This window comes from Staphylococcus sp. HMSC34G04 (assembly GCF_001838765.1).
Classification (GTDB): Bacteria; Bacillota; Bacilli; order Staphylococcales; family Staphylococcaceae; genus Staphylococcus; species Staphylococcus epidermidis.
In genome coordinates, this window is sequence record NZ_KV838705.1 from 36462 (window position 1) to 49301 (window position 12840).

Here is a 12840-nt window from a genome sequence, read left to right on the forward strand (position 1 = left end):
GATGGTGAAAGAAGTAGTTCTAGGAATTGATTTAGGCACAAGCGCAATAAAAATTATTGCTGTTGATCAATTAGGAAATGTCATTGAATCAGTAAGTGAAACATTAAAATTATACCAAGAGCATCCTGGTTATAGCGAACAAGACCCTAATGAATGGTTTGAGGCTACTAAGAAAGGGATAAAAGAATTAATTCAATCAACAGAAATGTCAGATAAGATAGTAAAGGGGATTTCTTTTTCTGGTCAAATGCATGGGTTGGTCATAGTTGATGATAACGGCATTCCTTTGAGAAAAGCGATTTTATGGAATGATACTAGAAATTCAATACAATGCAGACAAATTGAAAATATATATGGTGAAAGATTGAATTATAATCCGATATTAGAAGGATTTACACTTCCCAAAATGTTATGGGTACAACAACATGAACCTGAAATTTGGAGTCGAGTTGATGTTTTTATGTTGCCTAAAGATTATTTACGTTATTGCTTAACTCAGACAATTCATATGGAATATAGTGATGCATGTAGTACATTATTATTCAATCCTGAGAATTGTGAATGGACAAGAGATGTTGGAGATACATTTAACATTGGTGATATCTACGCACCCTTAGTACAATCACATTCATATGTTGGAAATGTGACTGAATCACTGGCTAATGAATTAGGATTATCTAGTGATGTTGCTGTATATGCTGGGGGTGGCGATAATGCATGTGGTGCAATTGGTGCTGGTGTCATCCATGATAAAAGTGCATTATGTAGCATAGGTACTTCAGGTGTTGTATTAAATGTTGAATACCAACGTGTGACTTCATATGATAGTAATTTACACTTATTTAATCATAGTGTTCCAGACACTTATTACGCAATGGGAGTAACGTTGGCAGCAGGCTATAGTTTAAACTGGTTAAAACAAACTTTTTTTGAAAATGAATCTTTTGAAGAGATTTTAAATTTAGCTGCATCTTCAAAGATAGGTGCCAATGGACTACTATTTACACCTTACTTAGCTGGAGAACGTACGCCACATGGTGATGCTCAAATACGTGGAAGTTTTATAGGTATCAGTGGGCAACATACTAAAGCTGACTTTGCGAGATCAGTAATCGAAGGCATAACGTATTCTTTATATGATTCTATAAAGATTATGAGACGAGCTGGTCATGAAATGAACTCTATCACTTCAATCGGTGGTGGTGCTAAGAGTAGATTTTGGTTACAACTTCAAGCTGATATTTTTAATGTACAAATAAAAAGGTTGAAGCATGAAGAAGGACCAAGCATGGGAGCGGCAATTTTAGCGGCATACGGTCTAGGATGGTTTAAAACAATTGAGTCTTGTGTAGAGGCATTTATTAAAGTAGACGAGGTGTTTGAGCCGAATAATGAAAATCATGACCTTTATGAACAATACTATTCAGTTTATGAAGCTATATATAAACAAACGAAACAGCTTACTGCTGATTTGTTAACGATAACGAATTAAAATATTAAAGACTTATCGCTCACTTTTAATGGCGATGAGTCTTTTTATTATAGTCAATTATAAGAAAATGAAAAAATAATTATATTTATCAACAGTACATACAATTTCGTCGTAGAAAAGTTCAAAAATTGAAAAACTGTCAACTAAAAATGATAAGTAAAAATTTAATTATTAAAATGAATATTGACATTGATTTAAATTATACGTTTAATATAGATATCATTTTTAAGATTTGAGCACTCAAGACTATATAAGCATCGAGAGGATGATACTATGTTTATTTCAAAACAAGAATTATATGAAAAGTTACAATATGTTACACCAAGAACGTTTGCCTACTTGAATGAAATAGATTATTATAACTTATTAATGATAATTGAAGAGCATCAAATATCTATTCCACCGATTCATCAACTTCGAAAAACATTGCGAGGAAGTAAAATTATGAAGCCTAAGAATCGCGTAGACAATTGTTATATTCATTTAAAGGATGAAATTCCGACCCCAATTAATAATGAACAATTAAGTTTCCTGCATTTTTATCCACGTCAGCAAATACATTTAATTTTGAGTGCTTATTCTAGAATGAAAAGTCTAAAGTTACGGCCTCAATTACATTGTTTAAAACTCAAATTCCCCTTAGATCAGCATTCTATTCGTAAAGAAATTACACCACCTCAAAGCTCTGACAAAGACAATGATATTTTAATTTGTCTATTACAAAAATTAATCAACGAAATTACCAAATGCCAAGTTCCTGTTTCTCTAAAGAATAATTCTTTCGAAATAAAACTACCAAACTATATCATAAAGGTCGATTTAAACTATCACGAACAGCAAGACCATTTATATCCATTACAATATAGCATCCACGCATGGCATAGAGATTTCCAATATCTCGAAATCTCAAATACCTTCATGATACCGTCTTTGAATGATCTTATTTTCCATATACAAAAGCTTTTTTTACTTATATTTCAATTACCTGAACATCTCGCGAGACAAGAATATTCATTGAGTCAATATTATTTTTACTCGCAATGCCATACAAAAGATTAAATGGACACTTAAAACATTTGATAGTGAGATGTCGAGCACCACCATAAAAGGTACGAAAGGTAAGTTATAAGAAGGTTAAAGTATGATAAAATTCGTTTCATTTATTTGATATTAAGTCATTAAAACACATTATTTAACATAAACATTCATATTGCTTAGAATCTATACCATAAAATTACGTGTAGATTCTCAATCTTTTCGCAATCATTGATTGAAATGAAATTTTTGGTTCATTAAGTTTTTTATAAACTCAGTCAATAAGAGCGATAGAGCGGGACATAAAATTCTTAGATGAATTCAGTTCCGCTCCTTTTTTAATTGTGACTAATTTTTTACAAATATGACTTTTAGCGTTAGAATACATGGAGTCATCTTAGTTATGCATTGACAAAATATTGAATTATTGTGATTAACATTTTACTTTTACAGTATTTAAAGTAGATAAATAAAACCAATTGACTAAAAAAAGTAATTTGAAACCATCTTAAAATATAAAATTCGTGTATATAAATGCTTTAGAAATACTATTAAAACAGTTTTGTGAATTAATTCACAATATAGACTTAATTGTGTTCAATAAATTGTTGAAATCGCTTTCTTTAGGGTGTACGATAACTATGGCCTAAAAATAAAGAAAGAAGGTTTTGGGGAAATGGATATTATTTTAGGAGTAGGGACTTTAGTACTTGTTCTTATTATCATGACGCTTTTCTTAAATTTTGCGCCATATGGTAAACAAGGTTTACAAGCTTTATCAGGGGCTGCTTGTGCCACGTTTTTACCACAGGCGTTCTTAAGTTACGCAATTGGTGGCGTATTCCATGTTAAATTTTTCCAAGAAATTGGTGATTTAGCAGGGAGTTTAAGTGGTATAGCTGTTGGTATATTAACTTGTCTAAAGTTAGAAGTGTCTCCAGTATTTGCAGTCATTGTAGGTTTAGTATTACATGACTCAAAATTATTACCTGCGTTTATCGCAGCGTATGTTGTTGCATTTGGAATCAAGTTTGTTGAGAAAAAAGTTCCAGAGGGACTAGATTTAATTGTTGTTATTTTATTGGCTCCAGCAGTTACATTTGGTCTTGCAAACTTAATTTCTCCAGGGGTTATTGCAGTACTTAAACAAATTGGTAGTGCAATCACTTCAGTAGGTGATAACAACCCATATGCATTAGCAGTCATTTTAGGACTTGTTATTCCTGTAACTGGTATGACGCCATTAAGCTCAATGGTACTTACAAGTTTATTAGGTTTAACTGGTATTCCAATGGCAATTGGTGCGTTAACATGTACAGGAGCATCTTTTGTTAATGGAATCTTATTTAGCAAATTAAAAATTGGTAATAAAGGTAATGCCTTCGCGGTATTTGTAGAGCCGTTAACTCAAATTGACTTAATTGCCAAATATCCGCTACAACTGTTTGGTGCGAATGCCATTATTGGTGTTGTAAATGCTTGTATTGTCACATACAGTGGACTAATTATTGATATTAAAGGTATGGCAACACCTATAGCAGGTGCTATTGTACTTTATGGCTTTAACGATGCTGTAAGATCTACAATTACAATTATCGCAGTAGCAATTGCAAGTGTGATATTAGCGTACGTTATTAGTGCTATTATTAATAAATTTAACTTGATGAATGTCGGATTCAAGTTACCACGTAGAAAAAACCAAGTTAAGGAGAGTGTTTAATGATGGCTAAAAGCTATGATTATCAAAGTGCTTTCGATATTATTGGACCAGTAATGATGGGACCTTCAAGTTCTCATACAGCAGGTGCAGTAAAAATTGGTAATTCAGCGAGAGCTGTGTTAGGAGATATGCCTAAGCATATAGAAATTCGTTATTATGAATCTTTTGCTAAAACGCATCAAGGGCATGGTACAGACGTTGCTATTGTCGGAGGTGCTATGGGCTACAGCACTTTCGATAGTAGAATTAAATCATCCTTAGACATAGCAAAAGATGAAAATATTACAATTGATATTATTGAAGATGAAGGAGAAAGTATTGGTCAACATCCTAACTGTGCTTATATCAAAGCAAATACGAAAGACGGACGTTATATAGAAGTGATAGGTATTTCTATTGGTGGCGGTACAATCAAACTAAAAGGTATCAATGTAAATGGTTTAGATGTGGAACTGAATCATGGGCTTCCAATGTTAGTTATAGATGGAAATATGAATAAAGCTAAAATAAATCATCTTATTAATGATTTATCAGATATGAACTTAGACCTAGGTGAAGAATTAATAAAAACAAATGATAATGAAGGTTTAGTTGTATTTCCTTTAAATAAAGCAATCTCAGAATCAGCATTAAATATTATTAAAGATAAACATAGTGATTTAAACGTTTCCTATATCAAATAGAGGGGGATTAACATGTTTGATTCAATTAGAGAGACAATAGATTATTCAGTTGAAAATAACATCAGTTTTGCTGATATGATGATTAATGATGAAATGGAAAGAGAAGGTAAATCTCGCGAAGAAGTGCGTGATTTAATGAGACAAAACTTAAACGTTATGCGTGAGGCGGTTGAAAAAGGTACGACTGGCGACGGTGTAGAAAGTGTGACAGGTTATACAGGACATGACGCTGCTAAACTTAGAGATTACAACGAGAATAATCATGCATTATCAGGTCATGAAATGATTGATGCAGTCAAAGGTGCAGTTGCAACGAACGAAGTTAATGCAGCAATGGGTATTATTTGTGCTACTCCGACAGCTGGTTCCTCGGGAACGATTCCCGGCGTAATATTTAAATTAGAAAAAACTCATAATATCACTGAAGATCAAATGATAGATTTTCTATTCACATCAGCTTTATTCGGGCGAGTAGTTGCAAACAACGCGAGCGTTGCCGGTGCAACTGGTGGTTGTCAAGCCGAAGTGGGTTCGGCATCTGCAATGGCTGCAGCTGCTGCAGTATCAATTTTTAACGGGTCACCTGAACAATCAGGACATGCCATGGCATTGGCAATTAGTAACTTATTAGGCTTAGTTTGCGATCCAGTTGCTGGTTTAGTTGAAATTCCATGTGTAATGCGTAATGCTATTGGTTCAGGAAATGCATTAATATCTGCAGACCTTGCACTAGCTGGAGTTGAAAGTCAAATTCCAGTAGATGAAGTCATAGGTGCTATGGATAGAGTAGGTCGTAATTTACCTGCATCATTAAGAGAAACAGGTTTAGGTGGTTTAGCAGGTACACCTACTGGCGAAGAAATCAAACGTAAAATATTCGGCGAAGCAGACAACATGGTTAAAAATAAATAATTAAGATTTAAATGCTCAGGCTTTATAAATTATAAAGCTTGAGCATTTTTAGTAGTAAAAGATGTTAAAAATAAAGAAAAAATTATAAAAGATAAAGTTCTTATATTAAGAACGCCTATAATCATATGATTATAGGCGTTTTATATATTGCAAATTTTCTGACAACAACATAAAATAGCTAAAAAGGGGTTGATGAAATGCTGAGATTATTTTTGATCTTCATCGCATTCATCATTAACACGACGATAACTTATTTATGGACCATCGAGGGAACATGGCCCAACTTGCTATTTAAATCATTATCATTGAGCATGATAATTGTTTTTATATTCTATTACATTCGTTTTGTTATTGAAGATAAAAAAGAAGACTGAAGAAATAAAAAATAAAGAGTATCTTTTTGGATTAACTTATTTAATAATAACTCCACACTTTCTTATGAATCGGATAAATCATATTGATAAAATGATAAATCGAGCCATCGATTAAACTTATAACCTACATTTTTAATTGTACCTGCATGTGAGAAGTCAAACTTCTTATGTAATGCGATACTGTCCATGTTCGATGCATCAATCCCGGCAACAATGGTGCGATAACCTTGTTCTTTAGCGTAATGAATTAAATTCTCTAATAATTGAGAAGCGATACCTAGTCCTCTGTACTGTTGATGAACATATATTGAATGTTCAATAGTATATAAATAGGCCGGCCATTGTCTAAAGGAACCATAAGTGGCAAAACCAACCACTTTCCCTTTTTTTTCATAAACCCATATAGGTTCGTTTATTTTTGCTTTAGATTGATACCATTGAAGACGTTCATCTAATTGTTGTGGCTTATACGTATAAACAGCTGTTGTATTAAGGATAGCATCATTATAAATTGTCAAAATATCTTGAAGATCCTCTAGTCGTGCAAATCTAATCATCTCAATCCCTCAAATCTTTAAAATTATTATTTTTATTCAATAGACAATGCATCATCTTCAGGCATTCTCATCTAGTTCAGATATCACATCATGTAATGTTGAATTTTTAATTTAATGCTATACTAAACTAAAATTATATAATTTGCGAAATAAATATAAAGGAGTAACATAAATGAAGCAGTGGATGAATAGATTAATCACCTTAATAGGCGTATTGTTAATCATTTTAGCTATTTATTTATTCTCAAAGCCATATATCGATAATTATCTTCATGAAAAAGATAACGATCATAAAATTGAAAATTATGATAAAAAGGAAAAAGAACAGACAAAGACATCTAAATCGACGCCAAAGATACCTTCCGATAAATCTAAAATGGCTGGTTATATAGAAGTTCCAGATGCGCAAATAAAAGAACCTGTATACCCTGGTCCAGCAACGCCAGAACAACTCAATAGAGGTGTAAGTTTTGCAGAAGGTGACGAATCTCTTAATCAACAGAACATTTCAATTGCTGGTCATACGTTTACTGATCGTCCGCACTATCAATTTACAAATTTAAAATCAGCAAAAATCGGTAGTAAAGTGTATTTTAAAACTGGAAATCAAACTAGAAAGTATAAAATAACTAAAATACGTGATGTTAAACCTACAGAGGTTAAGGTATTAGACGAACATCCTAATAAGAAAAATCAATTAACATTAATTACTTGTGATGACTATAATGAAGAAACGGGTGTTTGGGAAACAAGGAAAATATTCATAGCTACACAAATTAACTAATATTCTTATAAGTGAAAGATACGTAATAAACTGTATGAATTATGTTCTGCTTCGAGAAGAAGCTTTGTTAAAATGAATTTTAATAACTTATTGATTAGAGAGTTAAGGACAAAGTGATTGTCCTTGGCTCTTTTTAATATGTCGATTCAAGTTATATAAATGTAAATTAGAGATTTATCTTATATATTAAGCGATAGTGTGAATGACAAAGGTAATTATTTTTTATGTTGAAAACAATTTCAATATATGAATATGTTTTCACTATATTTGATATTGCTTCAATCCCAAATCCAACAGCTATATAATGATTATGAATTTTAATCTATAGATAGGGGGCTTAACGATGATTAAAGCCATTGCGGTAGATATGGATGGAACATTTCTTGACTCAAATAAACAGTTTGATAGAAATCGTTTTGAAACTATTTTTAAAGAATTAATAGATAAAAATATCAAATTTATAGCTGCGAGTGGGAATCAATTTGCAAAGCTAAAATCAATTTTTGGAGATAGGGAAATGTTCTTTATATCTGAAAATGGAGCAGTCATCTATAAAGGGAATCAACTTTATAATTATCGAAGTTTTGATCAGTATATTTTTCAAAAAGTTGTAAATTATTTAAATTTGAATCAAAAGATAAACAATTTGATTATTTGTGGCGTAAAAAGTGCATATATTTTAAAAGAGACAAGCGAAGCATTTAAGCAAGATGCACGTACATATTATCACCAACTCATAGAGATTGACTCCTTACAAACATTACCTGACGATGATTATGTAAAAATTGCTTTCAATATTAATCGTCAAACTCATCCAGACTTAGATGAGAAATTAGCTCTTAAGTTTAAAGATGATATTAAACTAGTATCAAGTGGAAGAGATAGTATAGATGTTATTATGCCAAATATGACTAAGGGTCAAGCTTTGTCTAGATTATTAAAAGAATGGCAAATGTCTGCTTCACATTTAATGGCATTTGGAGATGCAAATAACGATAAAGATATGTTGGAACTCGCCGAACATAGTTATGTCATGGCTAATAGTGAAGATCAATCATTATTTAATATAGCGAGTCATGTGGCACCTTCCAATGATGAACAAGGCGTACTATCAACAATCGAAAATGTTGTTCTCGGTTATTCTAATAAATAATAAAATGGTTAAATGTCTGAAACATTAACATGTACAGACGCTTAACCATTTTTTTATTAGAAAAGTAAAATGTTTTTTATTTTATTCACATTAATACCAAGTGATAATGTAATGATATAGGGTAAGTAAATCGAAATAATGATAAATAATATCTTGATTACAGTGATTACTGACTTTATTCGTATTAGTTTAATCGTGTATCACATGTGCCAGTATTAATTACTGATAATGCAGCATTCAAACCACCCTCGACTAAATTTTGTACTGCTTCATCAGAGAAAAAGGCAATATGAGGTGTAACTAAAATATTTTCATTTCTAATTAGGTCTAATAATATTGGGTCATCAATCGTTTGATTTGACCAATCAAAGGTGAAATAATTAGCTTCATTTTCATATGTGTCAATGGCAGCACCTGATAATGTACCATTATTTACTGCTTCAATTAAATCAGGCGTGTTAATCACAGCTCCTCTTGCAGCATTAACTAAAACGGCACCTTTTTTAACTTTTTTAAACATATTGTTATCAAATAAATGGAAACTATCTTTATTAGCGGGTACATGTAATGAGATAATATCAGCATCTTTAATTGCATCCTCTATTGTTTCTTTATATTCTAAGAAAGATAAAGAATGATTAGGGTATGCATCATAACCAACTACTTTCGCACCAAAACCAGCATAGATTTTACCTGTTGCAGCACCAATACGTCCTGTACCGATGATTGCTACGGTCATGTTTTTTACTGGACGAGACATAATAGGGGACGCCCACGTGAAATTATGTGCTTGCACACGTTTTTCAATTGTTGGGAATTTTCGTACGAGCTGCAGAGCGATAGATACCGAATATTCAGCAATTGTTTCAGGTGAATAACTAGGTATATTCGAGATAATAATTCCATGTTTTTTTGCAAGTTCTAAGTCATACATATCAAATCCAGCCGTACGTTGTGCAATTTGTTTAATACCATAAGACTCTAATTTAGGGTAAACTTCAGGTTCTAATTTACCGAACTGCATTGTTGTCACACCGTCATAATCTTTTAATTGATCGACTGTATCTACACTTAAAAGTTCTGTTGATGTAGTAACATCGATATTATTTTCCTTTCCCCAACGTAATGCCATGTCCTTTTCATATGCTCTTGTACCGAAAAACATAATTTTTGTCATTAAAATTACCTCATTTCTAAAATTTAGAATTAATGAATAGTAAAAACATTCACAAGTCAGTACTTATGATTTTTTTATTATATGTGATTTAATTCACTAAACAAGTTATTTCATAGGTCTTTTAAATTTCTAAATTATACTAACTATATAAGTGAGCTGAAGAGATTAGAAATCAATTACTTTAGTTACACTTTGAGGTCGTATATAATTTGTATCAACAGAAGTAAAGAGAGGAAGGTATGATGATGAATCAAATGAATCAAACGATTGTTGATGCATTCCATTTTAGACATGCGACAAAAGAATTTGACCCTGCGAAAAAAATTAGTGATGAAGATTTTAATACGATTTTAGAAACAGGTAGATTATCTCCAAGTTCACTAGGTTTAGAACCTTGGCACTTTGTAGTGGTTCAAAATAAAGAATTGAGAGAAAAATTGAAAGCCTATAGTTGGGGAGCACAAAAGCAACTTGATACAGCAAGTCACTTTGTATTAATTTTTGCCCGTAAGAATGTGACGGCTCATACAGAATACGTGCAACATTTACTTCGTGGTGTTAAAAAATATGAAGAAAGTACAATTCCAGCTGTTGAAAATAAATTTGATGATTTCCAAGAAAGTTTCCATATCGCCGATAATGAACGAACATTGTATGATTGGGCGAGTAAACAAACATATATTGCGTTAGCAAACATGATGACAAGTGCTGCATTACTAGGTATCGACTCATGTCCAATTGAAGGATTTGATTTAGACAAAGTGACTGAAATTCTTTCTGATGAGGGTGTTTTAGATACAGAACAATTTGGTATTTCAGTTATGGTAGGCTTTGGTTACAGAGCACAAGAGCCTAAACATGGCAAAGTTAGACAAAATGAAGACGACATCATTAGTTGGATTGAATAAAGAAATTTTATGAAACCACAAGGTATAGCATAGGTTTATGTTAAATACTATAGTTTACTCCTGATAGTGAGAACTTTAATCAAGTACGATTATATGAATTTAAAATTGAGTGAGTTATCAATAATTAATATATAAACAACCTGAGACTTCTACTTGAAGCCTCAGATTGTTTTGTTGAATATAATAAAATTTTTATACGTTGAATAATAAAACTCGAAGCGGGTACAACACAAACATAGTCACTTTTATTGATGATGCAAACAGATAATTTTGCATTATTTACAAAAGAGGTTAAAATAAGTGTTACATTGAGTAAACGCTTACATTTTATTAGGGATAAGCGATTACTTCAAATATCACTAAAAAAGGATGGGTTTTAATGACAAATATTAATGTAAGAAATTATATAGATGAAAGTTACGGCTTGTTTATTAACAATGAATTCCAAGCTAGTGATAGTGGGGAAACATTAACTGTTTCTAATCCAGCTAATGGTGAAGATTTAGCTAAAGTTGCACGCGCTGGTAAAAAAGATGTGGATAAAGCTGTTCAGGCAGCTCATGATGCATTTGATAGTTGGAGTAAGATTTCTAAAGAAGAACGTGCAGATTATCTATTAGAAATTAGTCGACGTATTCATGAGAAAACTGAACATTTAGCGACAGTTGAATCACTGCAAAATGGTAAACCCTATCGTGAAACATCAACAATTGATGTACCACAAGCAGCCAATCAATTTAAGTATTTTGCTAGCGTTTTAACAACTGACGAAGGTTCAGTTAATGAAATTGATCAAAATACAATGAGTTTAGTTGTTAATGAACCTGTTGGAGTTGTTGGTGCAGTAGTAGCATGGAACTTCCCAATTTTATTAGCATCATGGAAATTAGGACCAGCTTTAGCAGCAGGTAATACAGTAGTAATTCAACCATCATCATCTACGCCTTTATCATTAATTGAACTTGCTAAAATTTTCCAAGAAGTTCTTCCTAAAGGAGTAGTTAATGTCTTAACTGGTAAAGGGTCTGAATCAGGAGACGCTATTTTCCATCATGAAGGTGTAGACAAATTATCATTTACAGGTTCTACTGACGTGGGTTACGGTGTAGCACAAGCAGGTGCTGAACGTATCGTTCCTACAACATTAGAATTAGGTGGTAAAAGTGCTAATATTATCTTTGATGACGCTAATTTAGAGCAAGTGATTGAAGGTGTTCAACTTGGTATATTATTTAACCAAGGTGAAGTATGTAGTGCAGGTTCAAGATTATTAGTACAATCATCTATTTACGATGAATTATTGCCAAAATTGAAAGAAGCATTTGAAAATATTAAAGTTGGCGATCCATTTGATGAAGATACTAAAATGAGTGCGCAAACTGGACCAGAACAATTAGATAAAATTGAAAGTTATATAAAAATTGCTGAAGAAGATGACAAAGCTAACATCTTAACTGGTGGTCATCGAATCACAGACAACGGCTTAGACAAAGGTTACTTCTTTGAGCCTACAATTATTGAGATTAACGATAATAAACATCAACTTGCTCAAGAAGAAATCTTTGGTCCAGTTGTAGTAGTTGAAAAATTCGATGATGAGCAAGAAGCTATCGAAATTGCAAATGATTCTGAGTATGGTTTAGCTGGAGGTATCTTTACTACAAATTTAAATCGTGCATTAAATGTAGCTAAAGCTATGAGAACAGGTCGTATTTGGATTAACACTTATAATCAAATTCCTGCAGGTGCGCCATTCGGAGGATATAAAAAATCAGGTATTGGGCGCGAAGTATATAAAGATGCTATCAAAAACTATCAACAAGTTAAAAATATCTTTATTGATACAAGCAACCAAACTAAAGGTTTATATTAATAAAAAGAGGCACTTTACAGGATGCATGCGTATGCGTGCATCCTGTTTTTTGTTGAAATTTTACTTCAATTAAAAGCAGAAAATATTTTTGAGTATTACACAAAAATTTATTTATCTGGTGAAAAATAATAAATTAATATTTGTTTTTATATTTTGTATGGTACAATAATTT

At 32.1% G+C, this 12840-nt stretch carries 12 protein-coding genes; 10 read left to right on the forward strand and 2 right to left on the reverse strand.

Annotated features, from left to right (window positions below):
• Nucleotide 1: 1 nt before the first annotated feature.
• The 6 genes from xylB to HMPREF3241_RS12660 all read left to right on the forward strand — a co-directional run bounded on the left by xylB (nt 2) and on the right by HMPREF3241_RS12660 (nt 6216).
• A complete protein-coding gene (gene xylB / locus HMPREF3241_RS02395; RefSeq protein WP_083324154.1) occupies nt 2–1492 on the forward strand; it encodes a xylulokinase in 1491 nt (496 codons plus the stop codon).
• Between the two features lie 273 nt (nt 1493–1765).
• On the forward strand, nt 1766–2551 hold the full coding sequence (locus tag HMPREF3241_RS02400; protein WP_002438128.1) for a hypothetical protein: 786 nt from the start codon (nt 1766–1768) through the stop codon (nt 2549–2551).
• Nucleotides 2552–3203: 652 nt separating this feature from the next.
• Nucleotides 3204–4247 carry a PTS sugar transporter subunit IIC gene (locus tag HMPREF3241_RS02405; protein WP_001832326.1) on the forward strand — a complete coding sequence of 348 codons (1044 nt, stop codon included), beginning with the start codon at nt 3204–3206 and terminating at the stop codon, nt 4245–4247.
• Between the two features lie 2 nt (nt 4248–4249).
• Nucleotides 4250–4930 carry an L-serine ammonia-lyase, iron-sulfur-dependent subunit beta gene (gene sdaAB, locus HMPREF3241_RS02410; RefSeq protein ID WP_002458212.1) on the forward strand — a complete coding sequence of 227 codons (681 nt, stop codon included), beginning with the start codon at nt 4250–4252 and terminating at the stop codon, nt 4928–4930.
• 12 nt (nt 4931–4942) lie between these two features.
• Nucleotides 4943–5842 carry an L-serine ammonia-lyase, iron-sulfur-dependent, subunit alpha gene (gene sdaAA / locus HMPREF3241_RS02415; protein WP_001832363.1) on the forward strand — a complete coding sequence of 300 codons (900 nt, stop codon included), beginning with the start codon at nt 4943–4945 and terminating at the stop codon, nt 5840–5842.
• A gap of 197 nt (nt 5843–6039) precedes the next feature.
• Nucleotides 6040–6216 (forward strand): hypothetical protein, encoded by a 177-nt coding sequence (locus HMPREF3241_RS12660; RefSeq protein ID WP_002447106.1) that lies wholly within the window; start codon nt 6040–6042, stop codon nt 6214–6216.
• A gap of 62 nt (nt 6217–6278) precedes the next feature.
• On the opposite strand, the gene HMPREF3241_RS02420 is transcribed toward HMPREF3241_RS12660, so the two are convergent.
• Complete coding sequence (locus tag HMPREF3241_RS02420) at nt 6279–6773, reverse strand: GNAT family N-acetyltransferase (RefSeq protein WP_002447107.1); 495 nt, start codon at nt 6771–6773, stop codon at nt 6279–6281.
• A 172-nt stretch (nt 6774–6945) separates the two neighbouring features.
• On the opposite strand from HMPREF3241_RS02420, the gene srtA reads away from it, so the two are divergent.
• Both srtA and HMPREF3241_RS02430 read left to right on the forward strand, forming a co-directional pair.
• Complete coding sequence (srtA, locus tag HMPREF3241_RS02425; protein ID WP_002447108.1) at nt 6946–7557, forward strand: class A sortase SrtA; 612 nt, start codon at nt 6946–6948, stop codon at nt 7555–7557.
• A gap of 343 nt (nt 7558–7900) precedes the next feature.
• Nucleotides 7901–8710 carry a Cof-type HAD-IIB family hydrolase gene (locus HMPREF3241_RS02430; RefSeq protein WP_002447109.1) on the forward strand — a complete coding sequence of 270 codons (810 nt, stop codon included), beginning with the start codon at nt 7901–7903 and terminating at the stop codon, nt 8708–8710.
• 184 nt (nt 8711–8894) lie between these two features.
• On the opposite strand, the gene HMPREF3241_RS02435 is transcribed toward HMPREF3241_RS02430, so the two are convergent.
• Nucleotides 8895–9887, reverse strand: coding sequence for a D-lactate dehydrogenase (locus HMPREF3241_RS02435; protein ID WP_002447110.1), 993 nt, complete (start codon nt 9885–9887; stop codon nt 8895–8897).
• Between the two features lie 245 nt (nt 9888–10132).
• On the opposite strand from HMPREF3241_RS02435, the gene HMPREF3241_RS02440 reads away from it, so the two are divergent.
• Nucleotides 10133–10795, forward strand: coding sequence for an NAD(P)H-dependent oxidoreductase (locus HMPREF3241_RS02440; RefSeq protein WP_002447111.1), 663 nt, complete (start codon nt 10133–10135; stop codon nt 10793–10795).
• A gap of 379 nt (nt 10796–11174) precedes the next feature.
• The gene (locus HMPREF3241_RS02445) at nt 11175–12668 is read left to right on the forward strand and encodes an aldehyde dehydrogenase family protein (RefSeq protein ID WP_002447113.1); all 1494 of its coding nucleotides are present in this window, start codon (nt 11175–11177) and stop codon (nt 12666–12668) included.
• The last annotated feature ends 172 nt before the right edge of the window (nt 12669–12840 follow it).